This is a genomic window from Phycisphaerae bacterium (genome assembly GCA_019636475.1).
In the GTDB taxonomy this organism is placed as follows: Bacteria; Planctomycetota; Phycisphaerae; order UBA1845; family UTPLA1; genus JADJRI01.
Window position 1 is genome coordinate 45,024 of sequence record JAHBXN010000002.1, and the last position, 18,625, is coordinate 63,648.

Below are 18,625 nucleotides of genomic sequence, written 5' to 3' on the forward strand. Positions count from 1 at the left end.
CGACGGGCGAATTCACACTGACATAAATCGCTTAAACAACGCCGCTTCTGACAAAGCGAGGCAGCTCCCCTGCCGGAACAAACCCATGCCGCTCGAGCAACTCGCGCCCGGCCAGATCGCCCGCCTCCACGCACGCCACAATGCACCGCGGCGAAAGTCGCCGAGCCGTCTGCAGGAAGTGCGCGACCAGCACATCGCCCACCTCGCCCCCCCGAAACGCCGCAGCAACATCAAGATCCACGAGTCGAGCGATATCTCCCACTTCCAGGTAGGCAATTCGCCCCGCCGCAATCCCGTCCACCTGAGCGATGGTGGCGTCATAATTCGAATCATCCAGGCGCTCAATGCCGGTCTCGACTGCCGCCTCGACCGCTTCCGATCGCCCGGCCGCCTCCAGCTCCATTGCAGACGCCTCAAGCAGCGAACGATAGGCGCGGCGCATCGCACGAGCGGGCAAGACGCGAATCGTCGAATCAGTGATCGATGCCGGCGCGGAATGCGCATCACGGCCCGGAAGTCCCATCGCAAGCACGTCGCGCCGCCGCCAGCCGCGAGCCGTCAGCAGTTCCGACACTGGGCCGATGTCCTGGCCCGATGCCGGCGTCCAGACACCGCACGTCAGCCCGCGGGCACCGAAGAACGACTCGCACCGGTCATACACCTCGTCAGGCCGAGCGTCCGCAATCCATGCGTCACGAAGTTGATTGCCGTCGGAGAATCTCGGAAAACGCGGCGTCATGTACGCGACGCCAAAATCAAGCGATTCCGATTCGCACACCTGCTCATACCACGCCCGATCCGATCGCCGAGCGGCCGTCATGACATCACTGACGTTCATGGAGCTACATGCCTTCCTCGCATGAATCGGCGATCACACGAAGCGGATGGCCGGTCCCTGCACACCGCGGACGCTCGGATTGTCTTTCCCATCAAATCCCGCGTTCCACGAGCTTGAGGAAAATCAGGCTTCTGCCTTCATCGCCGTTCGTTCCGCTCGCTTGCGCTCATTCGGATCAAGAAATCGCTTCCGCATCCGGCAATTCTCGGGCGTCACCTCCACCCACTCGTCATCCTCGATGTACTCAAGCATCGCCTCCAGCGACAATTCGCGATGCGGCTTCAGAACGACCGTCTTGTCGGCGCCGGCGGCCCGCATGTTCGTCAGCTTCTTCTCCCGCGCGACATTGACCTCGATGTCATCGTCCTTGCAGTGCTCGCCGACGACCTGGCCCTTGTACACCTCGTCGCCGGGTTTCACGAACATCATCCCCCGATCCACAAGGTTCAACACCGCATAAGCCGTCACGCGCCCCGTCTCAATTGAAACCATCGCACCGTTGTTCCGGCCCGGAATCGATCCGCGAAAATGTTCGTATTCGTAGAAAGTATGATGCATCACGGCCTCACCGCGCGTCGCATTCAACATGCGGGTCCGTAGGCCGATCAATCCTCGAGCGGGAATCTTGAATTCCATGTGCGTCATGTTATCCCGGGAGTCCATCTTCACCATTTCGCCGCGCCGACTGCCCACCAGCTCGATCACGGACCCGGAACTCGACGACGGACAATCAACCACAAGATACTCGATGGGCTCGCATTTCTTTCCGCCGATCTCCCGGAAGATCACCTTCGGCTTACCCACCATGAGTTCGTAGCCTTCCCGTCGCATCGTCTCGATCAGAACGCCCAGATGCAATAAACCGCGCCCCGATACACGAAACGTGTCCTTCGATGGCATATCCTCAACTCGCAGTGCCACGTTCGATCGCAGTTCCTTCATCAGTCGATCGCGAATATGGCGCGTCGTCAGGAACTTCCCCTCGCGGCCCACAAACGGCGATGTATTAATGCTGAATTCCATCGTCAACGTCGGCTCGTCCACCGCGATGATCGGCATCGGCATCGGGTTCTCCGGACAGGCCACGGTATCCCCGATTCCGATCTCCGCGATACCCGTGATCGCGACGATGTCCCCCGCCGTGGCTTCCTTAACCTTCTTCTGACGCAGACCGTCAAATGTGAACAGCCCGTCGATCGATTCATCCCGCCGATGTCCGTCCCGAGAGATCACCGTCACACGCTGAGACTCGCAGATCGTGCCCTCGAAGATCCGTCCAACGCCGATGCGACCGACATAATCGCTGTAGTCAAGAGACGTCACCAGCATCTGCAGCGGCGATGCGTCGCTGCCGCTCGGCGGCGGGACCGATTCCAGGATCAGATCCAACAGCGGCGCCACGCCGGTGTTCGCGTCCGCCAGTTCACGGCGAGCGAATCCTTCCTTCGCACTGGAATAAATCACCGGAAAATCCAGCGTCTTGTCGTCGGCGCCCAGTTCCATGAACAGCTCGAATACTTCATCGAGAACTTCATGCGCCCGCGCATCAGGTCGATCGACCTTGTTGATGACCACGATCGGCCGCAGGTGATAGCCGAACGCCTTCTGAAGCACATAGCGGGTCTGAGGCATCGGCCCCTCGAAGGCATCGACAAGCAGCAGACAACTGTCCGCCATCTTCAGGACGCGCTCAACCTCGCCCCCGAAGTCGGCGTGGCCGGGCGTGTCGATCAGATTGATCTTGACGTCTTTCCAGACAATCGAGCAGTTCTTGGCGAAAATGGTGATGCCTCGCTCGCGCTCCTGCGGGTTGGAGTCCATGATGAGATGCTGCGACGTGATGTTCTCCCGGAACATCCCCGATTGGCGAAGCATGCAATCGACGAGTGAAGTCTTTCCGTGATCGACGTGGGCGATGATGGCGACATTGCGAATATTCATGAACGCTGCTGGTTCCTCTACTTCTGCCAAACGCTGACTGCGTTCGCAATCCGCGCACGCAGGGTCTCATGGACCGCCGCGGTCCGTCCGCGGCGCGCTCGGCAGAGCCCCGTAATATAGCACAATCGACCGATTTCGTCCTGCCCCCGTCGGTCGCTTAATCAGCAGGTCCTTTCCCTGACCAACGCCGTCCGCCTGCATTCCTCGATCCGCGGGTCGCCGCGTTTCATGCTATCATCCGACCGGGAAATCCCCGACCCAGTACGGAGAAACCAAATCATGAACATCGCTCTGACCGGCGCAACCGGCTTCCTCGGACGCTATATCACCAGACGCCTCGCCAAGGCCGGCCACCGCCTCCGCTGCTGGCATCGGCCCGATTCGGACCTCACCGGCTTCGGCGAGGCCGAAAAGTCCATCGACTGGGTCATCGGCTCGCTCGAAGCTCCCAGGGCATTCGGTGATTTCTGCTGCAAAACGGACGCGGTGATACACTGCGCTCTGTTTCGACCTGCCGGACTCGGCTTCCGGGCCGCAGGGCAGCAGGCATTCGACGAATTTGTCCGCGTGAATCTGCTCGGCACCTTGTCACTTTTTCAGGCGGCTCGCGAATACAACGTTCCACGGTTCATTTTCATTTCCACCTGCGCCGTACACGAAGTCATCCTGTCCGACCGGAAGCTCGACGAAAATCATCCCACCAGGGCCCGAAACCATTACGGCGCGCACAAGGCAGCCCTCGAGCAGTTCGTCCACAGCTTCGGATTCGGCGACCAATGGCCCATTTGCGCGCTGCGCCCTTCCGGAATCTACGGAATGGCGCATCCGCCCAAGAGAAGCCGCTGGTATGACATCATACAAACAGTCAAGAGTGGCCGGCCCTTCAACAGCGATGCAGGCGGAAAAGAGGTGCATGCCGCGGACGTGGCACGCGCGACGGAACTGCTCCTCTCAGCCGATCCTCAGGCCGTACAGGGACAGGCGTTCAACTGCTGCGACATGTACGTCTCGGAAAGACACGTTGCCGAAATCGCCCGCGAGTTGTCCGGAAGCAGATCCGAAATCGGCGGCGCCAATGCCGGACCGAAGAATCAGATCGATACAGGCAGGATTCGTTCCCTCGGCATGACCTTCGGCGGAGAAAGCCTGCTGCGGAGCACCATTGGCGAGTTGCTCAACGGCTAGCAAACCGTCAGCGCCGCTGCCGACCCCACGATGAGCGATCGCGCGAACTCTGTTTCAGCATGGTCCGAATCGTGTCGCCGACCGCCTTCTTCGCTTCCATCCGCTGCCGCGCGCGAAGCGAGCCGAACAGATCAGGCAGCCCCGCCTGGCCAATGCCAAAATCACCGTCACGAATCGATCGGACCCCCTGCGACGGCAGACTGAACGGATTCGTGCCGAAAAGGTTCTTGCGCCCGTCCTGACCCGTCACCGTCGGCCCGCCGAATATCTCTGCGGCCGTGCCGTTGAACGGCAGGAGGAATCCAAAACCACGATCGTTCAGCATCGTGAACAACCGATCGTTCCCGACAAGTCCGAACACATCGTTGATATTGATATCGCGATCGAACGTCATGCTGTCAATCGCCTGCGCCATGCGCTGTGTAACCTGCTGGCCCGGCGTGACGAGTCGTGACTTCATGCCGATCACGTCGCCTCGGTTGCTGTAGCGAAGCTGAACCGCCTGCAACATGCCGCGACCCTGATCCGATAGCGACATACGGAATCGGCCGTTCACATATTCGAGACGGAAAATATCCGTGCCGCGCTTGCTCAACACAGCCTGCGGAGATGCAATCTCCATGTCACTGCGAACCTGCCCTTCCGCAACTCCCGCGCGTACGGCACCATATCCTAGGCCAAGACGGGAGACCGCTGCCCCATTGCGAATCGCAAGGTCCTCAATCGCCACCATCGACCCGGGTTCAACCAGAATCACCGTCGGTGGATCCGCTGGCCGCGCGACCATCTTCACCTTCGCTCGCGCCGGCGCATGAATCTGCTGTCCACGGCCGAGCGCCTCCCCGACTTGAATCGGACGCCACTGGGCGTAGTCCTTCAGGATGTTCGTCCCGATCGGACCGACGAGCGGCTTGCCAGCGATCTCGACGACTTCATAAACCAGCGATTCCTCGCCCGGCTGCGGCTGGGAACTCGTGGCGGCCGGTGCGGTTGCGGTAGTGGATGTCGCGCCTGATGCCGCCGCATTGGACGGTGAATTCAAGTCCTGCGCTGATAGCCCGAGCGGCGCGCCAAGGATAATGGCCAGTCCCCCGACAAGCACTCTGGACATGTTCATTCTCAATTTCATCTGACATCCTCCTCGACACCAAAGCGGCCGGCGTCAGGTGGGCGAGGCATCATTGATTATATGCCCCGACCAGCGTGAATCGTCGTGTGAGCGTTGCGGTTGGATTGACCCGATCCGGCCGTCTCCAGCTTGCGACCGAAGATCAGAATCACGAACCCGGTTGTGTCGTCGGACGATGCACGGGCGGCACGATCAGGTTGCCCCGGGAGTCACGGTCTGTCTCGTCGCTCAGGTCCACGCCCGATTTCTCATACAGACCCTTCTCCTCCATTAGGACGTCCGCATTGCGAAACAATGCAAAGAACGCCCCGCCGGTCATGTACTGATAGTCCACCGCATCGTCCAGCATCTCGCGGTAAACCAGCTCCCGCAGGGCGTATCGCCGGTCACCCAGTCCCGCGCGGCCGAACAATCGCATGTTTACGCCGCCATCGATGTTGCAGATCCGGCAGACCATATAGGCCGCCGAACCGGCGTCGATCACGTTTTCTGGTTGCAAGCCCCATTCCGCTTTGGCGATTCCCCGGGATTCCAGCTTCTGTCGACGCTGTTCAAAATTTTCGGATGTATCCTCGCCGTCAGCCAGAATCAGCATGGCGCGATACGCTTCATCGACCGTAACAAGTTCCACTTCCGCGAGATACGCCGGAAAAATTGCATCAGGAAGCGACGCCCCATCGATCTCCGGCTGGCTGGGACGCGGACCGGCACAGCCCCAGAGCGACGCGACCCAACCAATCAGAAAAAGCAGGACCAGCCCGAAACGGACTTTCGGTACACCCCGATTTACCCGATTGGGGTACGGAATGCCGGGCAATTTTGCCCAATGTCCGGTCTGATGTGTTAGAACGACCATGTGATACCTGTCAGCAAAAAGGTCCGCGTGGTCTGATCCGAAAACGATCGACCGGGAAAGAACGAACCGAATCGAACCGTCCACGCGAGGTCGTTGGTGAGGCGCCAGTTCGCGTAGTAGTCCATCTCCCAGCCGAGATAGCCGCTCTGAACGTCGGCCAGTGTATCGCTGATCGCCGCATCGGCATGGTGCTTGTAAAAGACGTAGAAGTCATTGCCCAGTTCCAGATCGCGCGTGAACCGCGATTCCGGGAACGGCCGAAACGAACCGCCCGCGCGCCACACATGAATGTTCGACAGACGCGGAGCCAGTGCCAATCCCGTGTCACGAAACCCGAAACCCACGAAGCTGTTGTCAACGTGATCGCCGCGGTTCCCGCCCTTGGCGTTCGTCGGACTGCCGAGCCGGTCGGCGTCGCCGCTGGCGAACATCCATTGAGCGGAGATCACCGGCTTCATTCTGTGTCGGAAGTAGTAGTCCAGACGCTGATCAAAACCCCATGCCTTGATCTCCGATCGCTTCATGAAGCGCTGGTCGTTATAGCTCTTGCCGCGCTCCAGGACCCATTCCGAACTGTAGCGGAGGTTCTCGATCAACTCGCCCGTCGAACCCCACCCGATGTACCGGGAGTCGTACCGGTATTGCTGAAGCAGGTCCGGTGGATCCTCGGACGTGTGGTCGTCCTGCCAGGCCACATAGACAAATGGCTCGTGCTGACTCCAGCCCTTGTATCGCGTCTCGATGATGTGGAAAACCCGGTTGCTGTGGTCGGCCACCGGTCGGCTGCGATCAATATTCTCAGTACTCGCCGGGGTGCGCCCCGCAATGTAGGTCGTTTCGAAATGCAGAACTTCACCCTGGATCATCACATGATCCAGCGGAAGATCGATCGCAAAACCGGTGCCCGCATAGACAAGGTCGCGACCAATCTTGAACTTCAGCTCAACCGGAAGATCGAAACGCTCATCCCGCCGAAGCGCCTTGGCGACATCGAACACATACCAGCCACGCTCCAGGTTCGGGCCGTCCAGATCGTCGTGATTCGGAAAAAAATTGTCGCCGTGATTCCAGTCGTTGTAGGTGGCCCGCATGCGAGCGTAACCTTCATGAATGCCCTCGTCGGCGCTGAAAGACAGCCACAGCCGGCCCTCATACTGCCGAAGCGTGCGGCTGCTCTCGATTCCGTCATCGAACATGTAGAAGTAAGTGTTGAACCAGCCGCCGTAGTCCACGCGGAACTTTTGCGCTGCCGGCAGCGATTCCTGCAATCGACGCTGATTCTCTCGCTCCAGTGCGCGCTGCCGCTCCAGAAACGCGCTGCCAAGATCTGAGCGTGGAGCCGGCTGGTTCAGCCCCAGCTGAGCCCATGTCACCGAGGGCGCTGCGAGAATTGCAAAAATCAACCCAACGACACCCGGCCACGTGCGTTGACGAAGGCGCCAAAAGGCTGCGACATGACCACTCGAAGCCAGCAAAAGCCTGCATTCCTCCGAACAAGTCGGCGCCAAAAAGGCCTCGCCGGCGCGCGCACACGACGAGCCATCACCCACCTGCGACAGCAGTGGAATCGGCGGCAGTCAAAAGCCGATATCGCAACGACTTGCAAGCGGCGAACATGCTCATGTTGCACAAAGGCCGACTGACCGGGCCACACGCTTCAGTGCATGCGACCACCGGACCCAGATTCGGCATGGTTGCCCGGAATGGAACAATTTGCAAGGGGGCCGCATCTGACGATTTCACTGCGGCAACGTAGAGGAATGGATGGCGAGGAACCTTCCCGCCCGGGCCTTCGCACCCCTCACCCGCGCGAATCATCAGCTGCGTTTATTCGAATAATCATCTGACCGCGCAAGAATCGCCTGCGTGAGCCGGATCCCACCGGGAAAGCGAACGCAAATTCGGTCCGATCGCGCCTCAGCCGCCTCTCGGCCCACGGCCGCGCGGACCGCCTCCGCCGTTATCACGCCTACCGCGACCATCGTCTTCCGGCTTGGGTGGCGGCGGGCCGGCCGCGGTGCCATCGACGCCCGGCGGCGAAAGTTTGATCACCATGCCCACCTTCGTGCTGAAAACGATTGATGCTTCGATCTTCTGCCCGACCTCGAACCCACTGAGACTCGCTTCTTCAGCTTCCGCGTCCAGCAGCTTGCTTACATCCTCAACAAGCTTGAGCTTGATCTTGAGTTGTCGAACCGGCTTGGGCTTCGGCGGAGCGGTTGCCTTGGTGGAAGCTTTGCTATCATCCTCCAACGCCGCCAGGTGTGGCCAGTTTTGACCGTTCTTGGGCACGGCGCGAATGGTAACGGTATCATCCTCGACGCTCAGAATTTTGCCGCTCACTTCAAGCTGAGTGAATTCCAGCGTGCGCAATTCCTTCACCTTGACTTTCGCGCTTTCATCCTTGAAACCCCAGCCGGCCGTGCAGTAAAGGCCCTTCCAGAACAACTGGGAGTAATCCTCGACTTCAAATTTGTGGTCTCCCACCTTCACGGAAACACTCGGCTGGCCTTCTTCGTTCTCCTTGAAGACCGTCAATTTCACCAGCTTTGCCTTTTTCTCAAACGGGCGGACTGTCAGATAGCCGGCAATTCCCTTTTCCGCTTCAGCTTCCGTCGCGGGCTTGTAGCTCACGATCGTTCCGGTCTGCATTCCCGGCGTTTCGATGGGCTTTTCTGTCGGCTTCGTCGGCTGCTTCGGCCCCTCTTTCGGCCCGGCGCCCGGCCTGCCGGCGCGGCCACGGCCGCCGCCAGCCTGCGCAAACGCCGTATCACAAACAGCCAGAGCCATTATCAACATGACAACCGCTGAAATTCTCCGCACCAAACACCCCATTTTCGGACCGGGAATCAACATTTGCGCTCCTCGCGTCAACCAGGCGGGACTTAATTCGGCGTGCCACGATGATTAAGACACACAGTCTATCCAATCGTAAGCGCTTGCTCAATGAATTGCAGAATCGTAACAATTTTGGATCCGATATTCGGACATTCACATCGCGATTTTGTGGGTTTTCATCGCTTCTGCGCAGCTTCCGCAGACTTCTTGCTTCCATCATTCGCTGTAAACGTTTATACTGCACAGAATTAGGTGTCCATCGGGCGAACAGGCAATTTTGGCCGATGTCAACCTGAGGGGGCGGACGGCAAGGAGGCCGTTCCCGGCGTAATTCGCACGCGCAGGAGGCGCTCGACAACGAATGATTCTAAAAAAACTCACCGCGACGGGCTTCAAAAGCTTTGCTGACAAGACCGAATTCGAGTTCGACAAGGGCATCACCTGCATCGTCGGACCCAACGGCTGTGGCAAGAGCAACGTCGTCGACGCCATCAAGTGGGTGCTGGGCGAACAGTCCGCCAAGAGTCTTCGCGGCAAGAACATGCTCGACGTCATTTTCAATGGATCCGGAACGCGCAAATCCAGCGGTCTGGCCCAGGTCGATCTGACGTTTGACAACTCCGACGGGACCCTTCCCGCCGATCAGACCGACGTGGTCATCTCGCGCCGGCTCTATCGCAGCGGCGAGAGCGAATACCTCATCAACAAAGCGCCGGCCCGCCTGAAAGACATCCGCGAACTGTTTCTCGACACGGGCATCGGCGTGGACGCATACAGCGTCATCGAGCAGGGCCGCGTCGATCTGATGCTTCAGGCCAATCCGCAGGAACGCCGAGCAATTTTTGAGGAAGCGGCGGGCATCAACAAATACAAGCACCAGAAGAAGGAGGCATTCCGCCGGCTCGAGCGAGTGAATCAGAACCTCCAGCGCGTTCAGGACGTGGTCGAGGAAATTGAAAAACGACTCAGAAGCGTCAAGCTCGCGGCGGGCAAGGCGCGAAACTATGAATCGTACATGTCCCGGCTGCGCGAACTTCGAAGCCGACATGCCCTCAGCGAATACCACCGGCTGCGCATCGCGTTGGATGAACTGACGCGCGTCGCGAACGAACTCCACGACCGCGTCACGGCCCTTCGCACCGAGCTGTCATCGAATGAAGCCCGGACGAGCGAGACGAATGTGCGCATTGTCGACCTGGAACGCGAAACGCAGGAAGTCGAATCCCGGCTTCATGAGGTTCAGTCCCGGATGACGGCCATGCAGGAGCGAATCGCCGCGAGTGAACGACGGATCGTCGATCAGCAAGGCCTGCTTGACCGATCGCGCGAGCGTCTGTCGCAGTTCGACGAGCAGGTTGCGGCGTTGAACTCGAAAATCTCCGCTCAGCGCGAAGCGGCCGAGGGGATTGAAAACGAACTGGCCGCAGTCGCTGATGACCAGCGTCAATGCCAGAGCGAAGACACCGCCTGCGCCCACGAGCTGAACGAACGAAAAGTCGCAATCGAGGAAGCGAAGGAGAGCATTTTTGAAATGGCTCGGCGGACGAGTCAGCTCAATAACGAACTCCAGGGACACGGCATTCAGCGAGAGTCGATCCATGTTCAGAAATCGAAGCTCGACACCCGCGCACAGGAGATCGCCGCCGCCATCGATGCAGCCGAGACCGCACAACGGGAACGCATCGATCGCCGTTCCCAGATCGACGCGGTCATCGCGGAAAAAACAACGAGCCTCGATCACACACGCTCTCGAATCGCCGAAGCGGCCCAGCAGCGGGCGGCATTGCACGAGCAGATCGCGGCCGCGAAGGAACATCGCAGCGGACTTGATAGTCGCCGCCAATTGCTCGAAGAGATGGATCGCAAGCACGAGGGCCTTCTCGCAGGCGCCCGGGAGATTCTCGAGCGTCGCGACACCGACAGCACCGGGGCGGCATTCGCCTATGTCCGCGGCGCGGTCGGAGAAATCTTCGAGACCGATGTCGCCCATGCGCGACTCGTGGAGGCCGTTCTCGGTTCGCTGGAAACCTACCTGGTCGCGACGAACCGAATCGCCCTGCTTTCTGATCTGGATTCGTTCGGCGAATTGTCGGGCCGCATTCAATCGTTCTGCCTTGATTCGATCCCGCCGCACATTGGCGGGCCGGACCTGTCGGCCCAGGATGGATTTGTCGCCAGAATTCTTGACTGGGTACGGGTGCCAGAAGATTGTCAACACCTGGCACGGCACCTGCTTGGTCGTACTTATGTCGTCCGCGATCTCAATGCAGCCGCCGCCATGGCGCGGCTCGACTCCGGCGCGCGGTTCGTGACGCCGGACGGCGTTGTACTTGAGTGCGACGGCCGTGTCAGCATCGGTTCACTGGCCAGCGATACCGGGCTAATCAGCCGGCGAAGCGAGCTTCGTGAGCTGACTCGCGAACTGGCTGAAGTTGCCAATCGCATCGCCACGATGTCCGGCGAATTGCAGACCCGCGATTCCGAGGTCAGCCACCTCGAACAGATGCAGTCGGACCTGCGCACCGCCTTGTACGAAGCGAACACCGAGCGTGTCGAGGTGCAGGCCACTTTGAATAACCTTGAGAACACAATGCGCCGGCTGGCGCAGGAAGGCCCGCTCGTCGCTTCTGAGATTGCGGTGCTTGACCGCCGACTGGGCGAGATTGACGCCCGGGAGACCGAAGCCCGACAGGCGCTGACGATCGTCGAACAGCGTTACTACGATGCCGAACAGCTCTCCGGCCGCCTTCAGGGCGAAATTGATGAGTTGCTCGTCCGGCGGCAGGCCATCTCCGAGCGCATGACGTCCGCACGCGTTCGTGTCGGCGAGTTGTCACAGCGGCGCAGCGCCGTCGCCGAGTCGATTCGGGAATTCGAGGCAGCGGCGATTCAGCTCGATGCTGACCGACGCCGAGCCGAGAGCGACGTCATCGAAGCGCAGGAGCGGATCGAGCAATCACAACGCCAGATCGACGAAGCCCGAGCCACGCTTGACCAGCTTTCCGAAGAAAACACGACGCTGGTCCATCGCAGCATGACGTTGCGTCAGGAGCGCGACAACCTGCGCGAAGCCTGTGAACAGCTTGCCCGTGACGCACGGCGGCTTCGCGGCGAACTGGAAGCGGTCGAATCCGACCTGCACGAGCGGGAGATCAAACTTCAGGAGATTCGTGTACGCATTGAAGACCTGACATCCCGCATCGCCGAGGAATTGTCGGTCGATCTGGCGGCGCAGTATGAGTCCTATGTGCCCGATCAGACAGAGGACTGGCCCGCGATCGAGGCCGAGATGAGCGACCTGCGCCAGAAGATCGAACGCCTCGGCAACGTGAATCTCGACGCCATCCGGGAGCAGGAAGAACTCGAACAGCGACTCGAATTTCTCGTCAAGCAGCTTGAGGACCTTCGGTTGAGCGAACGACAGCTCGGGTCGCTCATCGAACGCCTGAACGAGGAGTCGCAGCAGCGATTTGTCGAGACCTTCAACGCCGTGTCCGAGCACTTCACCAAGCTGTTCAAGAAGCTCTTCGGCGGCGGCAAAGCCGAGGTCGTGCTGCTCGATCCCAACGACGTCCTCGAGTGCGGCATCGAGATCACCGCACGGCCGCCGGGCAAAGAGCCGAGAAACATCAGTCAGCTATCGGGCGGTGAGAAAACGATGACCGCTATCGCGCTGCTGATGGCGGTGTTCCGGAGCCGGCCGTCACCCTTCGTGCTGCTGGACGAAGTCGATGCGGCGCTCGACGAGGCGAATAACATCCGGTTCAGCAATGTCGTGAAAGAGTTTGTCGAACTCTCGCAGTTCATCGTCATCACGCACTCCAAACGCACCATGGCGATCGCAGACGTGATGTACGGCGTGACGATGCAGGAAGCCGGCGTCTCCAAACGCGTCAGCGTTCGGTTTGATGACGAACGCAAGACGAACGCGGCGGTGGCATAGAAGAGTCCGCTGTACTCCTGCCACAATGAAATGGAAAAAAAGTGCCGTGCTGTTGTTTCACGTCTCAACAGCACGGCAAACTGGATCCACCAAACGAACGAGGATTTAAAGGGGTGTGAGTGTTCCGCTCAGGACCTCTTCGATTTCATCAGAAACAATCACTCCAATCTGAGTACCAGAGCCAACTTGTCGCAGTGGAACAACTCCCGTCAATGTTCCATCCTCGGTGGAATGGAGCGTGTAAACGTCGTTGTCCACGCGAACAGCCGCGGACTTCGGTATCTTCGGAAACTGGTGCGGCGCGAACGCAGTTTGGTAGTCGACCGGAATGTGCGTCACAACGTCGACTTGCAGTGTGCTCGCCATTGAATCCCACTTGGCGCGCACTTCGATTCCAACGTCCTCCGCCCACCAGCGCATTTCGGCTGGCGAGAGGAGGCTCGATGACAAGTCTGCCGGCTTGGATGCGCCAGCGGGGCCATCCGAGAGTGCGATCGAGAGAAAGCTCCCACTTACCAGAAAAACCGCAACTAGAGCTAACACATTTCGATTCATGGTTATTTCTCCATATTAGGATTCAATAGAGCCTCGTCGAGTCTCGGTACGTGGTTCCGTTCTGGAGTTTAATTATGACCTGCCCTTTCACCGGGCTCTCATGACCACCTACTTCTACGTTGATTTCTCCAATATCAAGCTCGGAAGTTCCATCCGGATCCTCTACTTCCCGCTCGTGAACGATTTCAGTCGGATCGGGCTTCCCGTTCCCATCTCGATCCACGAATACCGTTATCGTTCCTTTGGTAATCTTAGGGCCTCCGTCCAGCACTGTCGCCTTTACGCCGGTCGCAGAGATATTGATCGGCACGGTTCCGCCGCCTGTCACCGAAACTTTGATCGCGACCACCTGGAATTTCTTCGTTCGCATGAGTGTTGCGTTTCCACTACCCCCTGTTCCCGAGCAACCGCTCACACACCAGCCCGGGAAGATGAACAAACCAACCATGACTGCGAAGCAGTGCGCCTTCACTTTGCCATTCAGTTGTCCCACATTCATTCCTCCATGATCTTATTCTGATCCAAATCTCCTCATTTTCCATCCAGTTACCTGCTTAACCCGGTTGCGCACCCGAGTGACACTGACCCGAACATTCTGTAAATCACGTGAACCCGATATGGGGAATATATCCCCCCCCCACACACTAAAAAAGCAAGAAAATGTCCAAGTTTTTCGCTATTTTTTGAATTCATGAGTCTCAAGCGTCACGGATCCGCAAGAGACGAGGACATGTCACCTCACCAACTCGCCATCAGCAGCGCGATGGCGGTCATGGTCTTCTCGCCGATTGCCGACATGATGTATGACGTGACGATGCAGGAGGCCGGCGTCTCCAAACGCGTCAGCGTCCGGTTTGATGACGAACGCAAGTCGAACGTGGCGGTGGCATGAACTCGGATTTGGCAACAAACGCCACGCACGCACGACCGGCGACTCCACTTCGCTTCGTGCGTTCAGGATGATGATCACGGGCCGACAGCGGAGCCGGGCCGTCGTCAGGCCGGGTGAATCCTTCCGAGCGACCGATGAAAGATATGTTTCCCGTCATTGTCCGCATAAAAGTCCGGCAGCGTTGCGACAATCTCGTAGCCGCACTTTTCGTAGAACCGCCGTGTCGGCGTATAGAGATCCCGCGTTGATGTTTCGATGTAGATTCGTTTTCCGCCCTGCTTCGCGACCGACGCCTCCACCCGCCGCATCAGCTCGATGCCGATGCCTCGGCCGCGACACGCATCGTCAACAACAATCCAGTACAGATCGTAGCTGGTCAGTGTGCAGGGAATGAGACCAAAGCACGCGTAGCCCACCGGCTCGCCGTCTGCTTCGGCGAAAATGAACGAATAGCCCGACGCATCCTCTTTTTCGAGCGTCTCTGTCACCAGTTCAACCGCAACCGGCACTTCATCAGGGCGAAAGAACCCGGACGACGAAACCATTCGCCGGACATGTTCCCTGTCCGGCGGTTCGACATGCGTACGAAATGTCAGTTGCATTTGTCGGTCGATCATCTGGAGTTTCCTTCATGGCGGGCGGCGTGATTCCGGTCGTTCGCACGGTTCGATCCCGTCATCGTTGCAGCCGGCGCGGAGGCGAACGCGGCGGCCTTCAGTCCGCTGAAGTATGAACGCGCGTTGATCCCGCCCCCCGCCTTCTGACTGGTCGCGGCCGCAACATTCGCAATGAATCAGCGGGCGTCTTCGACGATTCTCGTCACGACGGCCTGATTGCTCAACCCTGCGTTCGCCGCGGCCGCCATGAAGCCCGCGTCGGGCGCCAGGCACGGATTGGCATTTACCTCCAGAATGAATGGACATCCCGCCGCATCAACACGAAAATCGACGCGGGCATAACCGCGAAGTCCGAACACCGTCCAGCATCGGCGGGCAAGGTCGGAAAGCGTGTCCAACAGTGGTCGATCCGCCGTGGCAAAGTCGAACGTTCTGGTTGTATTGACATACTCAAACGCGCTTTCATCCCACTTCGCCGCATAGGTGACGATTCGCGGCTTGTCCGCCGGGTAACCGACAAACTTGATTTCGGCCGGCGGCAGCACTTCGCATCCGCCGAGCCCCTCTGTCAGCAATGAGAGATTGAATTCCCGGCCATCCACGTAGACCTCGGCGAAGGCGTCGCCGCCCAATTGTTGGCGACGAATTTTGATCTCGGACTCCAGCGTTTCGGCCGCCGCGGCAAGTATGACCGACGAGTCATCGATGCCGATGGACGCCTCCTCCCACACGGACTTGACGAGATACTTCGCCGGGAACACCGCGCCGCCATGTGCCATGAGCCGTCCACGATTGATCTCGGCCCATGCCGGTGTCGGCATGTTGCCGCGCGCGAGCCAGCGTTTGGCCAGCAGTTTGTTCGAGGTCAGAAACATGGCTTCCGTCCCCGCGCCGGTGTAGGGCACCGCCATCGCGTCCAGCAGCGCGGGCGCCAGATGGATCAGGCGGCCCGCGCCTCCAACCGATTCAACCAGATTGAACACCAGATCGGGCGCCGCCGCGGCGATACGCTTTCGCATGGCGGACAGATCGGCTGTAAACGCCATGCGTGACGATTCGATGCCGCATTGCGACAGAACCTTGCCGATGAATTCGGCCTGCACCACGGCATCGACTGCGTCGGGGGGCGCATCGGTTGGGATGTCGTCGTGCAGAAAGAGAATCCGCATGTTTTATCATCCGCGAGCAACGCACCGCCTAACGGCTTTTGCGGCTGTCGACATCAGGCCTGCGCGACGAGTTGTCGAATCCCCGCCGCAGACGATCGGGCTGCCGCTGATTCGACGATCTGCCGAATGAGTTCCTGAAAAGGGATGCCATGCAGCGTGCAGATGATCGGTAGATCGGAATGTTCGGGGTGAAGCCCGGCGAGCGGGTTGATTTCGAGGAATCGAATCTCGCCTTGCGCATCGGCGCGGACATCCACGCGACCGGCGTCACGACAGCCCAGCACGCGATAGGCGGCCAAGGAGACCGACTCTGCACGCCGTGCCAGGGAATCACTTGCGCGATGATACCGCACCCGTTCTTCGCAGTGCTCCTTGTTGGTGTAGGTGTAGATCTCCGGATCGGCACTGGCCAGCAGCTCTATTTCCATCGTGCCGATCACCCGGGCGGCCGGTCCGGTTCCGACGATGCCGACAGTGAATTCACGGCCCGGCAGGAATGTCTCCACGAGGACCGGCTGCCGATACGCTGCCAGCAGCCTCGCGCAAGCCGCATCTAGTTCCTCCCGCGATCGGATCTTGGAGCGTCCGTCGATGCCCTTTGCGGTTCCCTCGGCAATCGGCTTGGCAAACACCGGGAACGGCAGTGCCGCAGTGGCGACATCCTCCATTCGCTCAACCACGAAGAAATCGGCGGTGGGAATCCCGGCATCGCGGACGACGCGTTTGGCCAGCGCCTTGTGCAGCGTCAGCGCGTTAACGAGCGGATCGGAGAAGGTGTACGGAATCTCATAGGCATCGAGAAGCGCCGGCACCTGCGACTCGCGCCCGATGCCATGAAGCCCTTCCGCGATATTAAAGACAAGATCCCAGCGATCTCCCGCGGCAACCCGCTGCACCAGTTGGCGAAAATGGCCGATCCGGTCCGTCTCGAACCTCAGTCCTCGCAGCGCGGACTCGATCGCAATGATCGTGTCGGGCCGGTCGAACTCAGCCGTTTCCAGTTCGGTGAAACCCTCTGCGAGATAGTCCGACCGCAGATCGTAGGTCAGACCGATCCGCATTCCCTTGTTCATGTTCATGGCGTGGCCACCTTCGTGCGACAGAAAAGACCGGCATCACGCCCGCGGATCACACACCGGATCGTGGTAGCGATATTGCTTGCCTTCGTAGTTTCGCAGCACCACGTCATCGCCGTCGCGTCCGATCAGGTAATCCGGCACCAGCGGAATCTTGCCGCCGCCGCCCGGCGCATCGATCACGAAAGTCGGCACGGCATATCCGGTTGTATGCCCGCGGAGCCCTTCGATGATCTCCAATCCCTTTTCAACCGGCGTGCGGAAGTGCTTGCTGCCGCTGATCGGATCGCACTGATAAAGGTAATATGGCCGAACGCGAATCTTCAGCAATCGATGCACGAGCGACTTCATTGTTTCGACATCGTCATTCACGCCTGCGCTCAGAACGGTCTGGCTGCCGAGGGGAATGCCGGCATCGGCCAATCGACCGCACGCCTGTGCGACTTCCGGCGTGACTTCAACCGGGTGCATGAAGTGAATGCTCATCCAGATTGGGTGAAACTTTCGGAGCATCTTCACCAGCGCGGGCGTGATGCGCTGCGGCAGCACCGCGGGAACCTTGGTGCCGATACGAATAAACTCCAGGTGAGGAATGGCGCGCAATCGGGACAGCAGCCACTCGAGCCGCTCGTCGTTCATGCTGAGCGGGTCGCCGCCTGACAGCAGAACATCTCGAATTTGCGGATTTGCCGCGATGTAGTCGATGGCAGCCTGATGCTGAGCCTGATTGAAATGGTATTCGCCGGTCTGACCGACCATTCGGGCGCGCGTGCAGTATCGGCAGTAGGTCGCGCAGAAGTTCGTCACCAGGAACAAAACGCGGTCCGGATAGCGGTGCACCAGACCGGGGACGGGCATATGGCCATCCTCGGCGAGCGGATCGTCAGCCTCTCCGGGGGATGTCACGAATTCGTCCGTGACGGGAATCATCTGTTTTCGGGTGGGATCGAGGGGATTGGAAGGGTCGATGAGCGATGCATAGTACGGCGTGATTCCAACGGGCAGGTGCCCGCCAATTCGCTGCATCGATTGGCTTTCGTCAAAGGAAAGCCGGACGACCCGACCAAGCGATTTCAGATCGCGGATTCGCATGCGGAGTTGCCACCGCCAGTCGTTCCACTCGGCATCGGTCGCGGCCGGGAATACCCGGCGGCGAAACTCCGCAGCCTGTTCGCCCACGACGAAGTCCGACCGGCGCGATCGCTTGCGCGCCGGTCGAGTGGGCGCGTAGTCGTCCTTCTCGTGACGACGACGAGTCAGCGGAGGATCGAAGTTGTCGAGGGAATCAATCTGCGGATCGAGAACCTGCAAGGAAAGCGTGCGTCCGCCCGGACCGGGAGGCTCCGAATCGGAGCCGGTGAGTTGTTCGATCATGTTCCATCAGGAGTATAGGCGAGCCCAAGCCGCGTTGATCCGAATACGCACGGAAACACCGCACTGATTATTCACGCAGCCGCTTCACCTTCATCCTCTCATCGAGAGAAAAGTATATCACGTTTTAAGAAAGTCAAGAAAATTGCGATCGAATCATCTCAAATTTCCGATAGCCATCCGCTGCTTGCCGGGGCGCTTCGTCGTCGAAGCTT

General features: G+C 59.4%; 15 protein-coding genes. 3 read left to right on the forward strand and 12 right to left on the reverse strand.

Annotated elements, in window-relative coordinates; genetic code table 11:
* Window positions 1–31: 31 nt before the first annotated feature.
* Window positions 32–838, reverse strand: coding sequence for a GNAT family N-acetyltransferase (locus tag KF841_03345; protein MBX3394383.1), 807 nt, complete (start codon window positions 836–838; stop codon window positions 32–34).
* 123 nt (window positions 839–961) lie between these two features.
* A complete protein-coding gene (typA, locus tag KF841_03350) occupies window positions 962–2,779 on the reverse strand; it encodes a translational GTPase TypA (GenBank protein MBX3394384.1) in 1,818 nt (605 codons plus the stop codon).
* Window positions 2,780–3,058: 279 nt separating this feature from the next.
* On the opposite strand from typA, the gene KF841_03355 reads away from it, so the two are divergent.
* Window positions 3,059–3,964 carry an NAD(P)-dependent oxidoreductase gene (locus KF841_03355; protein ID MBX3394385.1) on the forward strand — a complete coding sequence of 302 codons (906 nt, stop codon included), beginning with the start codon at window positions 3,059–3,061 and terminating at the stop codon, window positions 3,962–3,964.
* Between the two features lie 7 nt (window positions 3,965–3,971).
* Here KF841_03355 and KF841_03360 read toward each other — a convergent pair whose 3' ends face one another.
* The 4 genes from KF841_03360 to KF841_03375 form a co-directional block, all read right to left on the reverse strand.
* A complete protein-coding gene (locus tag KF841_03360) occupies window positions 3,972–5,093 on the reverse strand; it encodes a hypothetical protein (protein MBX3394386.1) in 1,122 nt (373 codons plus the stop codon).
* Window positions 5,094–5,241: 148 nt separating this feature from the next.
* Window positions 5,242–5,949 carry a hypothetical protein gene (locus tag KF841_03365; protein MBX3394387.1) on the reverse strand — a complete coding sequence of 236 codons (708 nt, stop codon included), beginning with the start codon at window positions 5,947–5,949 and terminating at the stop codon, window positions 5,242–5,244.
* On the reverse strand, window positions 5,937–7,322 hold the full coding sequence (locus KF841_03370) for an alginate export family protein (GenBank protein ID MBX3394388.1): 1,386 nt from the start codon (window positions 7,320–7,322) through the stop codon (window positions 5,937–5,939). Before KF841_03370 ends, KF841_03365 begins: the two co-directional genes overlap by 13 nt.
* A gap of 544 nt (window positions 7,323–7,866) precedes the next feature.
* On the reverse strand, window positions 7,867–8,748 hold the full coding sequence (locus KF841_03375; protein ID MBX3394389.1) for a hypothetical protein: 882 nt from the start codon (window positions 8,746–8,748) through the stop codon (window positions 7,867–7,869).
* Window positions 8,749–9,148: 400 nt separating this feature from the next.
* On the opposite strand from KF841_03375, the gene smc reads away from it, so the two are divergent.
* On the forward strand, window positions 9,149–12,730 hold the full coding sequence (gene smc, locus KF841_03380; protein ID MBX3394390.1) for a chromosome segregation protein SMC: 3,582 nt from the start codon (window positions 9,149–9,151) through the stop codon (window positions 12,728–12,730).
* Window positions 12,731–12,835: 105 nt separating this feature from the next.
* On the opposite strand, the gene KF841_03385 is transcribed toward smc, so the two are convergent.
* Together KF841_03385 and KF841_03390 are read right to left on the reverse strand one after the other, a co-directional pair.
* Window positions 12,836–13,285, reverse strand: a complete 450-nt coding sequence (locus KF841_03385; GenBank protein ID MBX3394391.1) for a hypothetical protein — start codon at window positions 13,283–13,285, stop codon at window positions 12,836–12,838.
* Between the two features lie 22 nt (window positions 13,286–13,307).
* Complete coding sequence (locus tag KF841_03390; protein MBX3394392.1) at window positions 13,308–13,655, reverse strand: hypothetical protein; 348 nt, start codon at window positions 13,653–13,655, stop codon at window positions 13,308–13,310.
* Window positions 13,656–14,015: 360 nt separating this feature from the next.
* On the opposite strand from KF841_03390, the gene KF841_03395 reads away from it, so the two are divergent.
* Window positions 14,016–14,177 (forward strand): hypothetical protein, encoded by a 162-nt coding sequence (locus KF841_03395; protein ID MBX3394393.1) that lies wholly within the window; start codon window positions 14,016–14,018, stop codon window positions 14,175–14,177.
* Window positions 14,178–14,281: 104 nt separating this feature from the next.
* On the opposite strand, the gene KF841_03400 is transcribed toward KF841_03395, so the two are convergent.
* The 4 genes from KF841_03400 to KF841_03415 all read right to left on the reverse strand — a co-directional run bounded on the left by KF841_03400 (window position 14,282) and on the right by KF841_03415 (window position 18,413).
* Window positions 14,282–14,779 (reverse strand): GNAT family N-acetyltransferase, encoded by a 498-nt coding sequence (locus KF841_03400; protein MBX3394394.1) that lies wholly within the window; start codon window positions 14,777–14,779, stop codon window positions 14,282–14,284.
* 191 nt (window positions 14,780–14,970) lie between these two features.
* Entirely contained in the window at window positions 14,971–15,963 is a 993-nt protein-coding gene (locus KF841_03405; protein ID MBX3394395.1) for a D-alanine--D-alanine ligase, read from the reverse strand.
* A gap of 53 nt (window positions 15,964–16,016) precedes the next feature.
* Window positions 16,017–17,024, reverse strand: a complete 1,008-nt coding sequence (locus tag KF841_03410; protein MBX3394396.1) for a D-alanine--D-alanine ligase — start codon at window positions 17,022–17,024, stop codon at window positions 16,017–16,019.
* 54 nt (window positions 17,025–17,078) lie between these two features.
* The gene (locus KF841_03415) at window positions 17,079–18,413 is read right to left on the reverse strand and encodes a KamA family radical SAM protein (GenBank protein ID MBX3394397.1); all 1,335 of its coding nucleotides are present in this window, start codon (window positions 18,411–18,413) and stop codon (window positions 17,079–17,081) included.
* Window positions 18,414–18,625: the final 212 nt, after the last annotated feature.